An 18,173-nucleotide genomic window follows, 5' to 3' on the forward strand; every position below is an offset into this window, starting at 1 on the left:
TGTAACAATTTTGAGATGTTGGGGTTGCCCACCGTTCTGCCAACGGTGAAGGAGACCTCGAGGCCTGAACTTCCCTGTCTTCCTCGAAAAGGCTGTAACGATGAAATATCTATTGCCCACTGTTGCGGGCTGCGCTTCTGTTGCGCTGGTCGGCACCTTAGCGGTCACGGCACCGTCGGCTACCGCAGCCACGACGTCGCCCGATGTGTCCAAAGAGGCGCTGAACGTCAGCAAAGAGGGACTCAACGTCCCCGGTGCCCGCGATTCCAGTGATTCCACCGCCACCGCCGCCAACCAGAGCGCCATGAGCAATCTGCCGAACATCTTCAAGTCGCAGACTGCCCTGGCATCGGCCAAGGTGCCCGATATCGTCACTGCCTCGGCGTCTGCGTCGGCGGCAACGGTCAACAACGTCTCCGCCGGGCTGACCTCCGGAGCTGACGAGGCTGTGCCGTCTGAGGGATCGGCTCCGACCGAGTCCGAGCAGGCTCCCGCCGAAGGCGCAGAGAGCGAGTCCCCGAAGTCCGAGGACGTGAAGTCCGACGATGCGGCGGACGAGGGTGCGAAGGATTCGTCCGACGAGACGAAGTCCGAGGGAGAAGACGACATCTCCGGTTCGGTCCGTCAGAAGACCGAAGACGGAGTGAACATCGCGCTCATCTCCGATGTCCTCGACGTCCCCGCGAACAACCCGAGCCTCATCGGCTTCACGTTCTCCCAGGCGAAGTCCAATATCCGCATCCAGGTCCGCACCAAGCAGGGCTCGGAATGGGGCACGTGGAACACCCTGGACGAAGAGCAGCAGGAAGAGGCTCAGAACAAGGGCTCGGAACCGTTGACGGTGTCCAACGCCTCCGCTGTGCAGATGCGCATCCTCGGTGATTCCGCGCCGAGTGATGCCGAACTCGTACTCGTCGACCCGAAGAGGGACGCCGGCGACGCTCAGGCCGTGGCCGAGAACGATCCCGTCGAACTCGACGATCAGGTCAGCGGCGACTCTACCGGCACGGACACCGCGCCCGAAGAGTCGACCGAGGACTCGACCGACGCCGAGGCGGCATCCGCGGAGAACGTCGACGCGGCCGCTGGTGCGACGGTGACCAATCAGAACTACGTGCCCGGATCGTCGACGGTCGAGACCGTGGCGAAGAAGGTGTCGAAGCCGAAGATCGGCTCACGCAGCTCGTGGGGTGCCAAGGCCTACCGCGGCAGCCCCGACTACGCCAGCGGCATCAAGCAGGCCGTCGTCCACCACACCTCCGGCTCGAACAGCTACTCAGCAGCCGACGTCCCCGGAATCATCCGCGGTATCCAGGCCTACCACCAGCAGGGCCGCGGCTGGAACGACATCGGATACAACGTCGTCGCAGACAAGTACGGTCGCCTCTGGCAGGCCCGCGGCGGAGACATCTCGAAGGCCGTCATCGGCGCACACGTCGCCGGACACAACACCGGAACCTTCGGCATCTCCGTACTGGGAACCTACAACAGCGCGGCTCCGCCGAAGAAGACCCGCGATGCCGTCGCCTCGGCGATCGCGTGGAAGTTCTCGATCAACGGAATCTCGAAGGCGACGAAGTCGAACCTGGTCGGACACCGCGATCTGGGACAGACCGAGTGCCCGGGTGATGCCTTCTACGCCAAGCTGGGCGAGATGCGTTCGACTGTCAACTCGATCCTGAAGACCGGCGAGCAGCCCAGCGACAGCAAGGACGACGACAAGAAGGACGACGACAAGAAGGACGACGACAAGAAGACAGAGAAGAAGACCACGATCGAGAAGTACGCCGAGAAGCACAAGCTCGGCAAGGCTCTCGGCAAGGAATATGAGGTCAAGGGCATCTCGGGCGCCAAGGCGCAGAAGTTCGAGAAGGGCACCGTCTACTGGTCCAAGAAGACCGGCGCCTACCACCTGTCCGGAGCGATCGCTTCGGCGTACAAGGGCGATGCAGTCACCGACTTGGGGCTGCCCACCTCTGCGGAGAAGGGCGGCCTCAAGGGCGGGGGCGCCGCGCAGCGCTTCCAAAAGGGCTCGTTCTACTGGTCGAAGGACACCGGCGCTCACTACACCTCCGGCACCATCATGAAGTACTGGGGTGACAAGGGGACCGTCAAGGGTCACCTCGGTTACCCCAAGGATGACGTGGTCTACAAGAAGGGCCGCGGTGAGCAGCTCTTCCAGGGCGCACGTCTGGTCTGGGCCGAAGGCTACGGAACCACCGAGTTCTCTGCCAAGGGGTCGATCGCAGGCGGAGTCAGCGACGACAATTCTCCGGACGGCACGACACCGCCAGGAGACGATTCCACCGATGACAAGTCGCCTGCAGACTCCGGGGAAGGTTCTGCAGACGACAAGGACTCGACAGACGACAAGTCCGAGGATGACTCCGCGAAGGACGATTCCAAGGAGGACGACTCCTCCAAGGAGGATGACTCCAAGGAGGACGAGAAGTCCGAGGACGATTCCAAGGAGGATGACTCCAAGGAGGACGAGAAGTCCGAGGACGACTCCAAGAAGGACGACACGCCGTCCAAGGCCGAGAAGATCGCGGCCCAGCGTGCCTCCATCATCAAGGACGCGAAGGCCAACCTCGGCGTCAGGTACGTCTGGGGCGGCACCTCGCCGAAGACCGGTTGGGACTGCTCGGGCTACACCCAGTACGTCTATGGCAAGAACGGCATCAAACTGCCGCGCACAACCAGCCAGCAGCGTTACGCGGGCAAGGAGATCTCACTCAAGGACGCCAAGGCCGGCGATCTGATCTGGATCCCCGGTCACATCGGAATCATCTCCGAGACCAAGGGCCAGATGTACGACGCCGGGTCGTCGCGGACGAACACCACGAAGCGCAGCTACAGCTGGATGCTGGACCGCGGAGCCAAGGTCATCCGCGTCGTCGGCTGACACCCGGCTTCGAGGACAGGGCGGACAGCGTCAGCGACCCAGTGCCCCGAGGACGATCCCACTGCGGATCGCCTTCGGGGCACTGTCTGGTTCTCCCCACGATCCTGCGGGCGATGGTGACCGGTGTGAAAGCATCAGCGCAGGTGACAAGCGATGAATTGCTCGTGACTTCGGTTGAACAGTCAGTGAAGTGCCGCCCTCACGCGTGGTGGTGGGGCTAGGCTGGGCGAAGCATACCCGGATACACACCGGATGTGGTCACGACTCTCAACTGTCAGAAGGGGGCCCGGCGTGCATCGTCTGCACAACACGGTGAAGAACTTCGAATGGGGCAGCACCGACGCGATTCCTGCGATCCTCGGCACTGTCCCGGACGGCACCCCCTGCGCTGAACTCTGGCTCGGGGCTCACCCGGTCAGCCCCTCTCGGCTCGACGTCAGTCGCACCTGCACCCAGGCTCCGCTGGAACATCAGAACCGCCTCGGCGCTCAGGGGACGGCGGGCGGTATCGCGACCGAGGCCGAACCTCGGCTCGGGCCCAACCTCATCGAGTATCTGGCGGGGGACCCGGAGGGCCTGCTCGGCCACGATTCCCTCGAATCCTTCGGCTCGCGACTGCCGTTCCTGCTCAAAGTGCTCTCGGCCAGCAAGGCCCTGTCGATCCAGGTGCACCCGAATCGCGAGCAGGCGCGGGCAGGATTCGCAGCCGAGGAAGCGAACGGTCCTGCTCTGGACGCTCCCGACCGGAACTTCAAGGACGCCTCGGCGAAACCTGAGCTCATCTACGCGCTCACGGACTTCCACGCGCTCACGGGATTCCGCCCGCGCAAGGCTGTGCGGGCGACGTTCGAACGGATGCTCTCTCAACCGCTGACTCCGCCGTCCTTGGACGTCCTGGGCGCGATCATCGGCGCTCTGAAGTCCTTCAGCGAGTCCAAGGCTCTGTCCCGTGCCGTCGAAATCATCCTCAGCGACCCACGGACGCCCGGGCTCGTCGACGAGGTGGCCGCCCACGGAATCGACGAACAGCCGGTCGGGCACATCAGCCGATCCGGCAGCGAAGTCGACCCGGCGCAGACGTTCTGTGAGCTCGTCACCGACTACCCCCACGATCCGGGCACTCTGGTCGGACTCATGCTCAACCGGGTCCACCTGCAGCCGGGTGAGGCGCTGACCATGGACGCCGGGGTGCTGCATGCCTACCTCTTCGGCACAGGCATCGAGGTCATGGCCTCGAGCGACAACGTCGTGCGCGGCGGGCTGACCTCGAAGCACATCGACATCGAACAGCTGGCGACGATCACGGACTTCCGCGCCGGCACCCCGCGCATGGTCGAGCCCGACCACTCGGGAATGCTGCTCGGACCCACCGATGATTTCGCTCTGCAGGCGCTGCGGTGTCCGCGCATGACGACCGTGCAGCGGCGCGGTGCGGCGATCGCGCTGTGCACCGCGGGAACTGTCACTCTCAGCTCGCTCGGTTCGACGCTCACCCTCGAGCGTGGGCAGAGCGCCTTCATCGCGGCGAACGAACCGACAGTGACGGCAGACGGCCACGGCGACCTGTTCGTGGCGACCACCGGCTTGAACTCCGGAGCAGCCGGCCGCTGAGTCTGCGGCGAACGGACCGGACTCCTCTCGGGCGGCAGAACACAGAACAGTGGTCACAAACGGATGCTTCTGAGCGTTCACAGCATCCGAACGTGACCACTGTTCGATCGGCAGGTGTCCTCGTTCGGACACTGCTCGCGTACGGCAGAGCCGCCTGCCGGTCACCTGGAACTCAGGCGGCGACCTCGACGGTGGGGACGTCGGCGGGGACGATCACCTCGGCGCCGGTCTTCTCCTTGACCTCGTCGACGGTCACACCCGGGGCGAGTTCGACGAGGGTGAAGGCGTCACCGCTGACATCGAGGACTGCGATATCGGTGATGATGCGTTCGACGACGCCCTTTCCGGTCAGCGGCAGGTCGCAGGACTTCAGCAGCTTGTGCGAGCCGTCCTTGGCGACGTGGTCCATGATGACGATGACGCGCTGGGCGCCGTGCACGAGGTCCATCGCGCCGCCCATGCCCTTGACCATCTTGCCCGGGATCATCCAGTTCGCGATGTCGCCGTTCGTGGCCACCTGCATGGCGCCGAGGATCGCGGCGTTGATCTTGCCGCCGCGGATCATGCCGAAGCTCGCCGCCGAGTCGAAGTACGCGGCGCCCGGGTTCATCGTCACGATCTCCTTGCCCGCGTTGATGAGGTCGGGGTCGATCTCGTCCTCGGTCGGGTAGGGGCCGACACCGAGCAGCCCGTTCTCCGACTGGAGGACGAGATGGACGCCCTCGGGCAGGAAGTTCGGAACCAGGGTCGGCATGCCGATGCCGAGGTTGACGTAGCTGCCGTCCTCGAGTTCCTGGGCGGCACGGGCCGCCATCTGATTGCGTGTCAATGACATTTCTGTGTCTCCTCAGGCTTCTCGTACGGTGCGCTTCTCGATGGGCTTGTCCGCCACCTGCTCAGGTGTCAGCGGCACCACGCGGTGGACGAAGACGCCCGGCACGTGGACCATGTCGGGATCGATCTCGCCGGGTTCGACGAGCTTTTCGACCTCGGCGATGGTGATGCGAGCCGACTGTGCGGCCGGGGGATTGAAGTTCCTGGCCGAGGAGTGGAACACGAGATTGCCGTGCCGGTCGCCGATTGCCGCACGCACAAGTGCGTAGTCGGGGGCCAGGGACTTCTCGAGGACGTATTCCTTCTCTTCGCCGAAGGTGTCGAAGACCTTGGTCTCCTTGGCCGGGGACTCCGTGACGACGTTGCCGTCCGAGTCGTACTTCCAGGGCATGCCTCCCTCGGCGACCTGGGTGCCTGCGCCGGTGATGGTGTAGAAGCCCGGGATTCCGGCGCCTCCTGCACGCAGCTTCTCCGCCAGGGTGCCCTGCGGGGTGAGTTCGACCTCGAGTTCACCGGAGAGGTACTGACGGGCGAATTCCTTGTTCTCGCCGACGTAGGAGGCGATGATGCGGCGAAGCCGCCCGTCGGCGAGCAGAATGCCCAGACCGCGGCCGTCGACGCCGGCGTTGTTCGAGATCACCTCGAGGTCCTTCGCTCCCTGATCCTGGAGCGCCCGGATGAGGAATTCGGGCACGCCCACGACACCGAAGCCGCCCACGGCGATCGATGATTCATCTGCAATGTCGGCCACCGCTGCTGCGGGGGTATCAACTACTTTGTCCATGTGCCCAGTGTGCCATGGACCACTCCCAGCCCGGCGGCCAGGTCCGTGATGCGAGCATCGTCGACTCTGCTGGTGAGCAGGACTTCACCACCACCGAGGAGGTGCTGCAGGAAGCGCGGCCACTCGCCCGGCAGCGGGGTCGAGTTCGCGACGAGCAGTCCCTGCGGGCGGGCCTCGGCGGTCGTCTCCGAGCTCGTCCAGCCGATGGCCTGTCCGTCCACTTCGAGGATTCCCGAAGCGTCGAGGCGGCGTGCAGTGACATCGGGGTAGGCGCGGATCGCGGAATTGACGTCGATGAAATCGGTATCGACCGGAGTGCTCAGCGCCAGGGCCGGGGGATTGAAGACGAAGACCTCGTCGGCATCGGCCACCGCGTCATCATCCTCATGACCGACGGGAACGAGAGCCTTGAAGTCATCCGCCGGCGGTTCTGCGGCGATGGTGACGCGGCCTCCGGCCAGCAGGACGCTGAGGATCGCGACGAGTTCACGCCAGTGCAGCCCCTCCGGCAGCGGAGCGAAGAGTGTGAAGTCCGGGCCGAGGTCGTAGTCGCCGAAGAGGCCGACTCCCTTATTCACCCAGTTCGAGACGACCGGGCCGGTGAGGTCTAGGCGATCGAAATCGGGGCCGCGCCAGATGAGGACAGGTCCGCCGGTGTGCGCAATGACTGAGAGATCCATAGCCGCTTTCTTCGGTGTCGGTTGTGTGGTGTCGGCCGGGCAGATCAGGGCACGATGAGACCGATGTCGATCGTCACCCCGCGGGGGAAGGCCCCCAGCTCACCGTCGACCCAGTGATAGCGGGTGGAAGCACTGAGATCCTCGGCGAAGAGCGCGGTGTGGAGCCGTTCGACCAAGGACCCGAGCCCGACCATCGCCTCGAGCAGCGGAGGACCGCCCGACTGAGCGGTCGCCGGTGAATCAGAGGGACTGAGCGTGATCCGCGATCCGGAGCCTTCGATGCGCATCCGCCATGCCGCATGGCCGGGAGTCCGCGACTGCCCGGCGCGGACGACGCGGATCGCTCGAGAGACGCGTTCGAGGATGTCGTCGCTGTTGTCGCCGGCAGGGGCGCTGCCGGGCAGGTCGGTGACGCCCAGCCCGCGCTGGATGGCTTCGACGTGACCGTGGCGGAACCAGTCCTCGCCGAGATCGCGGGACAGTGCCCGGGCGCCGTCGCTGCCGTTGTCGAGGTATCCGCCGGCCCCGCGGACCAACGCCATCGGCAGTCCGCGGGAGGAGCCTTTGACCAGGTCCGCTGCCGCCGCGATCTCGTCGGCGACAGCGCGCACGGTCACGGTCTGGACGCGTCCGTCGTCGTCGGGGCGCCCGCGCTGGTCGTCCAGGCCGGAGAACCCGGACAGTCCGATGGCGATATCGCCGACCCCGACCCGCCACGGCCGCGAACTCGTATCCGAGATGACCAGACCGATGCGCACCTCGAAGGCCTGCTCGACCCGTCGGCGCAGACCATCGGCGGACCGGTCGCTGTCGAGGGGGTGGAGGATGACGGCGCCGCCGGAGTTCGACTGGTCGAGACCCGCTGCGGCCTGCACGGTGCCCGCCGGAGTGCGCACGACCTGAACGGTGGTGCCGGAGCGATAGGAGCGTTCGGCGACGAGGTGAGTGCCGATCTCCGCGACGAGTTCTTCGAACTCGGCGCGATCTGAGACCGTGCGCAGGCGGCCCTCGGCTTTGGAGACGACCTTCGACGCGACGACGAGGATATCGCCGTCCTTGAGGTCGATGCGGTTGCGCCGCAGTGCGTTGATGAGGATCGCAGAGAGGTCGGAACCCTGCCCGATCTCTTCCTCGACGGGAGGCGCGTAGACGGTGAGCAGACGATCATTCATGCCGGGCCGCCGGTGATTCCACTCTCATTCCTCCATAATCCCATTGCGGGTCCCCACTTTCTAAATTCTCCAGGTTTGTTCAGGCGGATCCCACAGGTTGTGCCCTATGACCGGACCGTGACCTATATATGGGGTTCTGGGTGCGTGTGCATGTGAATGCGTGTTCGAATTGCGTCTCATGGGGTGTCTCAGTACTCCATAAGGGCTTGACGGGGCGGTAATGACACGCGTGTAATTTATACCTAAGGGGAACGCGCCGAGCAGGGATCCTTCAGGATTCGACCGTACATCGGACTGATCGCCTCAGTCACGGTACTGGACCTGCTCGAGCGTGAGAAAGGGGAAAACCGTGCAAAGTGCACAGAGAGAATGGCGGGAGAGAGAAGACTTCACCGCCGCACCGGGAGTCACCTCCCGCCGTGCCGAAGACTGGTTCATCGAACCGGGAGCACGCACACCCGAGACGCTGCCGGATCCGCTGGCCGTCGATCCGAGTGATCTGACACCGCTGCAGCCGGACAACTCCGCGGTGTCTCCGCTGTCGCTGCTCCTGGGAGCCGCGGACGACGGCGAACTGTCCTGGCAGGACCAGGCCCTCTGCGCTCAGACCGACCCCGAGGCGTTCTTCCCGGAGAAGGGTGGATCGACTCGTGAAGCCAAGCGGGTCTGCGCCTCCTGCGACGTCCGTTCCGAATGCCTCGAATATGCTCTCGCCAACGATGAGCGCTTCGGCATCTGGGGCGGAATGTCCGAACGCGAACGCCGCCGGCTCAAGAAAAAGGTCGTGTGAGTCAATCCGTCACCATCGTCGTCGTCTCCGGCGACGATGCCAGCAAGGTCGAGCTCGAAACAGCTCTTCGTCCGCACTTCCCCGAGATCCCCGTGGTGGATCTCGGGGGTCGGACGGTCCGCGAAGCCGGCGAGATGCCGGACGTCGCGGACTCGGATTTCCTGTGGTTCCTCACCCCTGACTCCCGTCCCGAACCCGACTGCCTCGATGAGCTGCTCGACGCCATCGGGGAGACCGAATCCATCGCCGCCGTCGGACCGAAGCTCATGTGCTCCGGTCGCATCGTCTCCGCAGGAGTGAGCACCGCCTCGGCGGGGGAGCGCTTCAACCCCGTGGGCGCCGGGGAGATCGACCAGGGGCAGCGCGACAGCCAGGTCGAAACGTTGGGTCTCGACCTGCCCGGCCTGCTCATGTCCACCACGGAACTCGAACGCATCGGAGCACCGTCCCGCGTGCTCGGCCCCGCCTATTCCGGTCTCGAATACTCCCGTCGTCTCCGTGACCTCGGCGCTCGAGTTCTGCTGGCGCCGCGCGCGCGGATGGAGATCGCATCGGCCTCCGCCGCCCGGCTCGGCTCCTCACCCCACCCGCCGAGGTCGAAGGCCCAGATCAGGGCCGAGCAGCGCTACCGCCTCAGCCTCGCCGGACAGGGGCTGTTCCCACTGTTCTGCCTGCTCGCTCTCGGACACCTCGGTCGAATCGTCGGCGGGCTGCTGGCGAACAACTTCAAGCCTGCCGGATGGCATCTCTCCGCGCTCTTCGGCCTACCCGCCGACGTGTCGACCACTGCTCCGCTGCGCCGAGCCAACGCCCGTCGCAACCGAGTCGCCAGACGATCGAACACCGCCCACGTCGCCGCTCTCTACGCCGACGACGAAGAACTCGCCGTCCAGCGCCGGACGATGAGCAGGGACAGCGACGAACCGCGCCCGGCAGAGGTGCCCGCCGGCGAGCCCGACGCCGATGCCGAACTCAACCCGGTCGGCGACACCGAGGAGGCAATCGACTCCTTCTCCCGTCTGGAGATCTCCAGCGGTTCGAGTCTGCTCCGCGCACCCCTGACCTATGTGATCCTTGCCGCCGTGGTGATGAGCGGTGTCATCAGCTTTCGACTCTTCGGCCCCGGTCACCTCGACGGCGGCGCCCTGGGCTCGACCGATATCGGCCTCGGTGAGATCGTCGACCGCCTGCTCGGCCGCCACCTCGATGTCTCGACCGGTGCAGCAGTGCCTGCCGACCCCTATCATCTCGTCATCGGCGCTCTCTCCCTTCTCTTCTTCGGCCATGTCGACGTCATGGTCCGCTCCCTGCTTCTGACCGCGCCGATCCTGGCCGCCGTCACCGCCTACGCGGGTACCGGCAGCGTGCTGGCGAAGCGTTGGGTGCGCGGCCTCGCCGCTCTGCTGTGGATCGCGTCCCCGCTGCTGACGACCGCGCTGTCGGACGGCCGCCTCGGTGTGATCCTCGTGTGGATCTGCGCACCGCTGACGGTGCTGACTCTGCGCCGCAGCCTGGCCACCGGATCGGTCGCCGCAGCGGCCGGCACCGGGCTGCTGCTGTACGTCATCACCGCCGGAGTTCCGCTCCTCCTGCTGGTCACGATCCTCGGCACAGCGGTGCTGCTGGTCGCCGGTCGCGGCCTGCGTCATCTGTGGCTGCTCGCTCCGACCGTGTTCCTGGGCTGGCCATGGCTGTGGGCCGTGGTCCGCGAACCCGGAACGCTGCTGACCATGCCCGGGCAGACCACGGCCACGGACTCTGCGCCGACGTATCTTCTGGCCGTCGGCTTCCCCGCTCCCATCGACATGACCTGGCTGGCGAACCTCATCGCCGACCTCGGTCTCGGCGAGGTCTCTGCCGACGTTCTCGAGCTCTGGGCACCGGTCCTCATGCTGCCGATGCTCATCCTGGCCTTCTTCGCCCTCATCGAAACCCGGCTCGAACTCTCCCGCCTGACCTGGGCGGTCGGGCTCTACCTCGGCGGTCTCGTCCTTGCCACGGTCCAAGTGCATCTGCCCGCGCAGACGGGGCCGTTCCATCTCATCGAGTCCTACCCCGCAGCAGGACTGACCCTGGTCAGCCTCGGCTCGATCCTGCTGCTGTGCCTCGGTGCCGACCGCGCGGCCGGACGACGTCCCCGGCGCGGCCGGACCGCCGGTGCGACGACCCCGAAGAGCGGTGCCGAGGCGAGCTCCGCGACCGCTGGTCGTGCGCCCATGCGCGTCCTCGTCGGGCTCGTGACAGCGGCGGCCATCGGGCTCATCGCCATCGGTGCCGGACAGGCCGCGTCCTCGTCGGACCCGGTCACCGCGACATCCGAGAGCACTGTCCCCGCTCTGGCCGCCGATCGCGCAGAAGGGGCGACCCAGGCGCGCACTCTCCGTCTGGACAATGTCGACGGAGAGGTTCTGGCCACTCTCGTCTCCTCTGCCGACGGCACGGTTCTGGGCACCTCGACCGTGACCTCGGCCGAGACCGTCGGCGGGTGGCCGTGGCAGCGTCGTCCGCTGCCGATCACCTCCGACCAGGTGCTCGTGGCTCAGGCCGCGTCCGCGCTGTCGGCCGACGACGCCGGTGACGTCGGCAGCATCCTCGGCGAGCTCGGGGTCGATTTCGTCCTCATCGGCCCGAACGCCGGCAGCCTGACCAACTCCGTGTCCGTCTCGGAGGGTCTCCTGCCGGTCGGCCCCACCTCGTCGGGACAGCTGTGGCGCGTCGACAAGCCCTACAGCGGACGGTTCCTCATCCGCGACTCCGAAGGGCAGGTCTCCACCGCGGCGATGACGGGCACCACCGCGACGGTGCCGGCCGGCCAGGAGGGGCGCACACTGACGATCGCCGACGCCTCAGACGGAATCACCGCGCGCATCGACGGCGAGCCGCTGCCGCAGCCGAAACCCGACGCAGAGGAGTGGGCCCGCGAATTCGACCTCCCCGCGTCCGGAGGGACGGTGGACATCACATTGAACTCGCCGCTCTACCCGGTCGGAGTCATCGTCGGATGGGTCCTCGGACTGCTCAGCCTCATCGTGGCCATTCCCTTCGGTCGGGCAGGGAACACGACGAGCACGCCCGGCCGCGCCGAGGAGAGAGCATGAAGCATCAGCGCAGCATCGTCACCTTCGCGGCCATCGCCGTGCCCGGAGTGCTCGTGGCCACGACCTCGTTCCTCACTCCGCTGACCCCCGGCACGCTGAACCGCAGCCCCGAGCAGGTGCGCATGCCCACCGCGGATACCCGCGTCGTCTGCCCGGGTCCCCTGCTCACAGCCGGGGAAGCCGAAGGCACCGATGCCGAGTTCGTCGATGATTCGAAGGTCTCGACGCGGGTCGTCTCCGCGTCCGCTCCGATCGGCGCTGCAGACGGCTCGACCTCCTCGGCTCGCCTGCAGGTCGCCGATCTGGGCGGTTCGATCGACTTCGACAATCCCTCCGGCCAGGGTTTCGTCTCCGGCGATGACAGCATCGACTCGACAAAGCTCGTCACCGGTTTCGCCCGTCCCGGCGCCCCTGCACTGACGACCGGTCTCGAGACCGTCGAAGGCAGTTCCGGTGACCTCACCGGCCTCGCCACACTCACCTGTGCCCAGGCGTCGAGCAGCTTCCGGATCGTCGCCGGATCCGGTGCCACCGGCTCGAACTCGCAGCTGCTGCTGAGCAATCCGGGAGACGTTCCCGTCCAGGCGAAGGTCGCCCTCATGACTCCCGGCGGTGAGACTGCAGAACCGACCGAACTGAGCATCAAGGCCGGTCAGCAGCGTGCCGTCCCGCTGGGCGGTCTGGCCGGAGGAGCCGAAGCCCTGGCCGTCGACGTCACCGTCGACGGTGGAGTGCTGGCCGGCTCGATCCAGGAGACCGTCCTCGACGGCCTCGAACCGCAGGGCATCGACCTCGCCGCCGGTGGTGCCGGAGCCGATCGCCAGCAGGTGCTCACCGGACTCAGCGGCAAGGATGTGCGGGTGCGGGTGGCGAACCCGAGCAGCGATCTCGCCGAGGTGTCCCTGAGGGCGTACGGACCCGACGGCGAGATCGCCATTCGCCGTTCGTCCATGACCGTCGTCGGCCGCGGTGTCGCCGAGGCCGAGCTCGGCGATCTCGATGCCACGAGCCTCGTCGTCGAATCGTCGCAGCGTGTGCAGGCGGGGGCCTTCATCGGCAAGGACGGTCAGAAGGGTGCGGCCGACTTCGGCAGCATCCCGTCAACCGACACTCTCGCCGAGACCCAGATCTTGGCGCTTCCGCGCACGGGTGAGTCCTCCCTTTATCTCTCGCCCGGTCAGGGGCATGTGCAGGTGCAGGGAATGCTCGACGACGGAACGCTTACCGACCCGCAGTCGATCGATCTCAACCCGACGGGAACGACCGTGTTCAACCCGAGCGAGGTCTCCGAGGAGCCGGTGCGCGCGCTCGTCCTCAAAGGATCCCAAGCTTCGGGGTCGCAGGCCGATGGAGTGCATGCGACTCTCGTCGTGACCACAGAGGACGGTATCTCCACTGCCGTTCCGGCCCCGGCCCCGGCGGGGGTGGCCTACCGGGATATCCGTCTCGGCTGAGATCCTGCGACCTGCTGTGGGCGGGCCTGCTCGACCTGCCGCGCCGGGGAGGCCCGCCGAGGGGTCTCAGGTGCGACGGAGGATATCGATCTGGTCGGCCACCACCTCGGCGATGAGCGCATCGCGGGCCTCGCTGCCGGCATGGTCTTCGATCACCCGCCGGTAGAGGACGATATGGGTGGGCCGATCCCCGGCCGACGGGAAGACGCGACCGAAGCTCGGTTCGGTCGAACTCGCCGGCGGGACGGAATCGACGGCCAGCACCACCTCGGCGAGGAGATCGGGCTCGCGTCTGCGCATCCGGGCGAACTCGGCGGCCGCGACCGCGGTGAAACTCTCCGCCCGACTCAGCCGCGCAGGCACCTCGGCCCGGTGCAGCGGAGACCGCAGACCCCGCCCGTGTCGGTCGCGATGTCGCCGTGGTCTCATAGCCTCTCATTCTACGTGCGGGGCCGCCGCGCCTGAGCGAATCGGCGGGTCGCGGCGTGTAGAGTGTGGGACTGTGTCAGCCGTGAGAATGTGTTCCAAAGTCAGCTGTTCGCGCCCCGCCGCCGCCACCATGACGTACGTGCACGCCGATGCGACCGTCGTCATCGGACCTCTGGGCAGGCGAGCCGAGCCGGGCGCTCATGACCTGTGCGCCGAACATGCGGCGAAGCTGACCCCACCCGTGGATTGGCAGCTCATCCGCATCGACTCCGGCCAGGCCCCGCCCGAACGCAGCCACGATGACCTGCTGGCCATCGCCGACGCCGTCCGTGAAGCCGCCGACCGTGCCGATCGGACCCCGCCCGGGCCCGAGTCGGCCCCGGCCGGGCCCGAGTCGGCCCCGGCCGACGACCCGGCGGCCGCAGGACGCCGACACGGTCACCTGCGCATCATCGGCGACTCATGACCCTGCCCGAACCGAGCTCGACCGGCACCGATCCCGTACCGCAGATCCTGACTGACTCCGACCTCGGGCGAGCCCGGGCGGCCGCGCTCGATGCCGCCGTCGGCGCCTATGACATCCGCGGTCGCATTCCCGATCAGCTCGACGAGGACATCCTGTTCGCACTCGGCTGGGCGACGGCCAGAGCCATGGCAGAGATCCACGCCGCCACCGAGGTGGTCATCGGTCACGATATGCGACCGAGTTCTCCCGGGTTCGCCCGCTCCTTCGCCGCCGGAGTCGACGCGTCCGGATCGACAGCCGTCCTGCTGGGACTGTGCTCGACCGATCAGCTCTACTTCGCCTCCGGCATCTTCGACCTGCCCGGCGCCATGATCACCGCCAGCCACAATCCCGCCGACTACAACGGGATCAAGATCTGCGGGCCCAGCGCCGCCGGCGTCAGCCTCGCCTCCGGTCTCTCGAGGGTCCGGGAACTCGCGATCACCGCACCGCAGAGCGACGACCGCAGAGTCGCCGAGGATGCGGCTGCGGCAACACGGATGAGGCAGCAGTACGTGGCCCGGATCCGCGAACTCACGCACGTCGATGAGGTGCAGGGTCTGACGATCGTGCTCGACGCCGGCAACGGCATGGCCGGGCGCCTCCTCGGGGAGGTCTTCGGCGCGGACGCCGGAGCCGCCTCGGTGCCCTTCGACGTCATCGGCCTCTTCACCGAACTCGACGGCACCTTCCCCAACCACGAAGCGAACCCGCTCAAACCCGAGAACCTCGTCGACGCCGCACGCGCCGTCGTCGACAACGGCGCCGATCTGGGCCTCGTCTTCGACGGGGACGCCGACCGGTGCTTCTTCATCGACGAGACCGGGGCGACGATGTCGGCCTCGGCCGTCGGCGCACTCGTCGCCGAACGGGAGATCGCCCGGGCCCGAGCACTCGGCAATGACCGCCCGACCGTCATCCACAACCTCATCACCTCCCGCAGTGTGGCCGAGACGATCACAGCCTCCGGCGGCCATGCACTGAGATCGAAGGTCGGTCATTCGGGCATCAAGACGCTCATGCGCGAAACCGGATCCGTCTTCGCCTGCGAACACTCCGCACATTTCTATTTCGACGAATTCTTCGGCGCGGACTCGGGAATGCTCGCCGCCTGCCACCTCATCGCCGCCCTCGCCGGGTCACAGGCTCCCGCCTCTCGTCTGGTCGCCGACTATGACAGGTTCGAACAGTCCGGCGAGATCAACTTCACCGTCTCCGATCCCGACGCCGTGCTCGCCGCCTTCGCCGCCCACGCCGGAGAGTTCCCCGACAGCACCGTCGATGACCTCGACGGAATCGGTCTGCAGGGGTCGGACTGGTGGGTGAACCTGCGCAAGTCCAACACCGAACCTCTCGTCCGTCTCAACGTCGAGGCCGCCGATCCGGCGCAGGTCGACGCACTCACCCGCCAGGTCACGGACTTCGTCACCGCTCGCGCCTGAAGCCGGCGCTGTCCGCAGATCGGGCACGACGCGACAAGCCGCCTGCCCGGCAATAGACTCGAAGCCGATCAGACAGCCCGCCGTATGGAGGTACCGTGCTCGATTCCACTGACTTCAAGGTCGCCGATCTCAGCTTGGCCGAGGCCGGCCGGCACCAGATCCGCCTCGCCGAAAGGGAGATGCCGGGCCTCATGGCGCTGCGTGAGGAGTACGCGTCGACGTTGCCGCTGGCCGGGGCGCGCATCGCCGGCAGCCTGCACATGACCGTGCAGACCGCGGTGCTCATCGAGACCCTCGTCGCACTCGGTGCAGACGTCAGGTGGGCCAGCTGCAATATCTTCTCCACCCAGGACGAAGCCGCGGCGGCCGTCGTCGTCGGATCCGGCACTCCCGACGCCCCGGCCGGTGTCCCGGTCTTCGCGTGGAAGGGCGAGACCCTCGACGAGTACTGGTGGGCTGCGGACAAGATCTTCGACTTCGCAGACGGTCCCAACCTCATCCTCGACGACGGCGGCGACGCCACCATGTACGTGCTCAAGGGCACCGAATTCGAAGCCGCCGGGGGAGTGCCCACCGCCGGAGTCGAGGACTCGGAGGAATACGCAGTCCTGCTCAAGCAGATCGCCACGTCCATCGCGGCGACTCCCGGCCGGTTCGCCCGCCTGGCTGCCGGGATCAAGGGGGTGAGCGAGGAGACGACGACCGGAGTCAACCGACTCTACCGCCTCGCCGAACAGGGCGGACTGCCGTTCCCCGCCATCAACGTCAACGACTCCGTGACGAAGTCGAAGTTCGACAACCGCTACGGCATCCGCCATTCGCTGCCCGACGGACTCAACCGCGCCACCGACGTCCTCATCGGCGGAAAGATCGCCGTCGTCATCGGCTACGGCGACGTCGGCAAGGGCGCCGCCGAGGCTCTGCGCGGACAGGGTGCGCGCGTCATCGTCACCGAGATCGACCCGATCTGTGCGCTGCAGGCGACGATGGACGGCTACCAGGTCGATCTCCTCGCCGAGGCGGCTGCCCAGGCTGACATCATCATCACCACGACGGGCAACACCCGGGTCCTCGATGTCGATGTGCTGCAGACGCTCAAACCCGGTGCCATCGTCGGCAACGTCGGCCACTTCGACGAGGAGATCGATCTGGCCGGGCTGTCCCGTCTGCCCGGAGTGGAGAAGATCGAGATCAAACCCCAGGTCCACGAGTGGAGCGTACCCGTGCCCGCCGAGGCGGGACTCGACCGTGACCGCACGGACTTCCTCGTCCTCTCCGAAGGACGGCTGCTCAACCTGGGCAACGCCACCGGACATCCGTCGTTCGTGATGAGTGCGTCGTTCAGCAATCAGGTGCTCGCCCAGATCGAGCTGTGGAACGCTCACGACGACTACGGCAACACGGTGCACCGCCTGGCGAAGGAACTCGACGAGAAGGTGGCGCGCCTCCACCTGCCGGCTCTCGGGGCGAAGCTGTCCGAACTGAGCAAGGAACAGGCCGAATACATCGGTGTGGACGTGGCGGGACCGTTCAAACCCGAGCACTACCGCTACTGATCGGACCGGCGGCGGGTGAGGCTGAGACCGTAGGGGAGCGCGTCGACTCCGGACCGGAACGCGTTCGCACGAGCCGTGCGTCGGCGCTGCTTCTCGATCTCGGCGATGCGCAGCCGGTGGATGACTGCGGACAGGAACTGTTCGGGAAACGTACCCTCCGGCGGGGCCGGAGCCACATAGACATTGAGCTCGGTGGCGAGCTCGATGGCTCGCTGCCACCGCGACTCCGCTCCGAGCTGGGGCGCCATGGCGAGAAACCGGACGATGCGCCGATGCAGGCCGTCGGGCAGCGACGTCACATCGGTGCGGCCCAGCCAGTCGTGCAGATGCGGAGCCACGTGAGTGTGCATGGGCGGCAGAGGTCGGCTGCGTTCGCTCACGGCGATGGTTCCGGCCAGATAGTCGCCGAGGCGCTTGGCCTGCGGTGAGAGGAGCCCGGACAGGGCTGCGATGCCGCCGCCCGAGGAGACGAACTCGAACGGCCACAGCAGGGCGCGGATGAAGGAATGCCGCAGGCGCACCGCACCGCCGTCGTCGCGGACGACCCGCAGCCCGAGGATGAGCTTGCCCAGCGAACGACCGTGGCTGAGCACCTCGACGAGCATCGGCAGCAGCACGAAGACGAAGATCGTCATGACGGTGATGAGTGAGCCGAGAAGCAGTCCGTTGAGATCGAGGACCTTGAGCATGAACCAGAACATCGCGATGAGCAATCCGATATTCACCAGCGAATAGACGATGTAGTCGATCAGAGCGCTCAACGCCCGAGCCGCCAGAGCGGCGGGCTGGACATTGAGTTCGACGGCTTCACCGGTGATCAGAGTACTCACCCGCCCATCGTGTCACATCGCCGCGTTCCGAGGCGGACGTTTCGCCGAGAGCATGCGGGTGCCTCTCGCAACGTCGGAGGTGC

14 protein-coding genes are annotated in these 18,173 nt (G+C 66.6%); 8 read left to right on the forward strand and 6 right to left on the reverse strand.

Translation table 11 applies throughout. From position 1 onward, the window contains the following. Positions 1 to 100: 100 nt before the first annotated feature. On the forward strand, positions 101 to 2,905 hold the full coding sequence (locus AD89_RS0103165; RefSeq protein WP_231488396.1) for an NlpC/P60 family protein: 2,805 nt from the start codon (positions 101 to 103) through the stop codon (positions 2,903 to 2,905). Positions 2,906 to 3,196: 291 nt separating this feature from the next. After that, positions 3,197 to 4,516, forward strand: coding sequence for a mannose-6-phosphate isomerase, class I (gene manA, locus AD89_RS0103170; protein ID WP_025777156.1), 1,320 nt, complete (start codon positions 3,197 to 3,199; stop codon positions 4,514 to 4,516). Positions 4,517 to 4,688: 172 nt separating this feature from the next. Here the strand turns inward: manA and AD89_RS0103175 are convergent, their stop codons facing one another. The 4 genes from AD89_RS0103175 to AD89_RS0103190 are packed head-to-tail and all read right to left on the reverse strand — an operon-like array spanning position 4,689 to position 7,986. Beyond that, positions 4,689 to 5,351, reverse strand: a complete 663-nt coding sequence (locus AD89_RS0103175; RefSeq protein ID WP_025777157.1) for a CoA transferase subunit B — start codon at positions 5,349 to 5,351, stop codon at positions 4,689 to 4,691. Between the two features lie 12 nt (positions 5,352 to 5,363). Beyond that, positions 5,364 to 6,134 carry a CoA transferase subunit A gene (locus AD89_RS0103180; RefSeq protein ID WP_025777158.1) on the reverse strand — a complete coding sequence of 257 codons (771 nt, stop codon included), beginning with the start codon at positions 6,132 to 6,134 and terminating at the stop codon, positions 5,364 to 5,366. Continuing rightward, the gene (locus AD89_RS0103185) at positions 6,122 to 6,814 is read right to left on the reverse strand and encodes a hypothetical protein (protein WP_025777159.1); all 693 of its coding nucleotides are present in this window, start codon (positions 6,812 to 6,814) and stop codon (positions 6,122 to 6,124) included. Before AD89_RS0103185 ends, AD89_RS0103180 begins: the two co-directional genes overlap by 13 nt. Before the next feature lie 44 nt (positions 6,815 to 6,858). After that, complete coding sequence (locus AD89_RS0103190) at positions 6,859 to 7,986, reverse strand: coenzyme F420-0:L-glutamate ligase (RefSeq protein ID WP_025777160.1); 1,128 nt, start codon at positions 7,984 to 7,986, stop codon at positions 6,859 to 6,861. 349 nt (positions 7,987 to 8,335) lie between these two features. Here AD89_RS0103190 and AD89_RS20630 point away from each other — a divergent pair, with 349 nt between their 5' ends. From AD89_RS20630 to AD89_RS0103205, 3 genes are read left to right on the forward strand one after another with little or no spacing between them, the layout of a single operon-like run. Then, the gene (locus tag AD89_RS20630) at positions 8,336 to 8,776 is read left to right on the forward strand and encodes a WhiB family transcriptional regulator (protein WP_369864242.1); all 441 of its coding nucleotides are present in this window, start codon (positions 8,336 to 8,338) and stop codon (positions 8,774 to 8,776) included. Then, positions 8,773 to 11,874, forward strand: a complete 3,102-nt coding sequence (locus AD89_RS0103200) for a glycosyl transferase (RefSeq protein WP_025777162.1) — start codon at positions 8,773 to 8,775, stop codon at positions 11,872 to 11,874. Before AD89_RS20630 ends, AD89_RS0103200 begins: the two co-directional genes overlap by 4 nt. Continuing rightward, a complete protein-coding gene (locus AD89_RS0103205) occupies positions 11,871 to 13,328 on the forward strand; it encodes a DUF5719 family protein (protein ID WP_025777163.1) in 1,458 nt (485 codons plus the stop codon). The genes AD89_RS0103200 and AD89_RS0103205 overlap by 4 nt, the downstream gene beginning before the upstream one ends. A 66-nt stretch (positions 13,329 to 13,394) precedes the next feature. Here AD89_RS0103205 and AD89_RS0103210 read toward each other — a convergent pair whose 3' ends face one another. Then, positions 13,395 to 13,757 carry a metallopeptidase family protein gene (locus AD89_RS0103210; protein WP_025777164.1) on the reverse strand — a complete coding sequence of 121 codons (363 nt, stop codon included), beginning with the start codon at positions 13,755 to 13,757 and terminating at the stop codon, positions 13,395 to 13,397. A gap of 88 nt (positions 13,758 to 13,845) precedes the next feature. Between AD89_RS0103210 and AD89_RS0103215 the strand changes: the two genes are divergently transcribed. The 3 genes from AD89_RS0103215 to ahcY all read left to right on the forward strand — a co-directional run bounded on the left by AD89_RS0103215 (position 13,846) and on the right by ahcY (position 17,260). Then, on the forward strand, positions 13,846 to 14,223 hold the full coding sequence (locus AD89_RS0103215) for a DUF3499 domain-containing protein (RefSeq protein WP_081770318.1): 378 nt from the start codon (positions 13,846 to 13,848) through the stop codon (positions 14,221 to 14,223). After that, positions 14,220 to 15,704: a hypothetical protein gene (gene manB, locus AD89_RS0103220; protein ID WP_025777166.1), complete on the forward strand. Its 1,485-nt coding sequence runs from the start codon at positions 14,220 to 14,222 to the stop codon at positions 15,702 to 15,704. Before AD89_RS0103215 ends, manB begins: the two co-directional genes overlap by 4 nt. A gap of 95 nt (positions 15,705 to 15,799) precedes the next feature. Beyond that, a complete protein-coding gene (gene ahcY / locus AD89_RS0103225) occupies positions 15,800 to 17,260 on the forward strand; it encodes an adenosylhomocysteinase (protein ID WP_025777167.1) in 1,461 nt (486 codons plus the stop codon). Here ahcY and AD89_RS0103230 read toward each other — a convergent pair. Next, positions 17,254 to 18,090 (reverse strand): RDD family protein, encoded by an 837-nt coding sequence (locus tag AD89_RS0103230; RefSeq protein ID WP_025777168.1) that lies wholly within the window; start codon positions 18,088 to 18,090, stop codon positions 17,254 to 17,256. The two genes, ahcY and AD89_RS0103230, sit on opposite strands and share 7 nt — an antisense overlap. Between the last annotated feature and the right edge of the window lie 83 nt (positions 18,091 to 18,173).

Origin of the sequence: Brevibacterium sp. VCM10 (assembly GCF_000583215.1) — a bacterium.
Classification (GTDB): domain Bacteria; phylum Actinomycetota; class Actinomycetes; order Actinomycetales; family Brevibacteriaceae; genus Brevibacterium; species Brevibacterium linens.

Bases quoted from the DNA above. Each gene is read 5' to 3' on its own strand.
- AD89_RS0103190 (WP_025777160.1), bottom strand. From the start codon at position 7,986: ATGAATGATCGTCTGCTCACCGTCTACGCGCCTCCCGTCGAGGAAGAG.
- AD89_RS0103210 (WP_025777164.1), bottom strand. From the start codon at position 13,757: ATGAGACCACGGCGACATCGCGACCGACACGGGCGGGGTCTGCGGTCT.
- AD89_RS0103185 (WP_025777159.1), bottom strand. From the start codon at position 6,814: ATGGATCTCTCAGTCATTGCGCACACCGGCGGACCTGTCCTCATCTGG.
- AD89_RS0103180 (WP_025777158.1), bottom strand. From the start codon at position 6,134: ATGGACAAAGTAGTTGATACCCCCGCAGCAGCGGTGGCCGACATTGCA.
- AD89_RS0103205 (WP_025777163.1), top strand. From the start codon at position 11,871: ATGAAGCATCAGCGCAGCATCGTCACCTTCGCGGCCATCGCCGTGCCC.
- manB (WP_025777166.1), top strand. From the start codon at position 14,220: ATGACCCTGCCCGAACCGAGCTCGACCGGCACCGATCCCGTACCGCAG.
- AD89_RS0103175 (WP_025777157.1), bottom strand. From the start codon at position 5,351: ATGTCATTGACACGCAATCAGATGGCGGCCCGTGCCGCCCAGGAACTC.
- AD89_RS0103165 (WP_231488396.1), top strand. From the start codon at position 101: ATGAAATATCTATTGCCCACTGTTGCGGGCTGCGCTTCTGTTGCGCTG.
- AD89_RS0103215 (WP_081770318.1), top strand. From the start codon at position 13,846: ATGTGTTCCAAAGTCAGCTGTTCGCGCCCCGCCGCCGCCACCATGACG.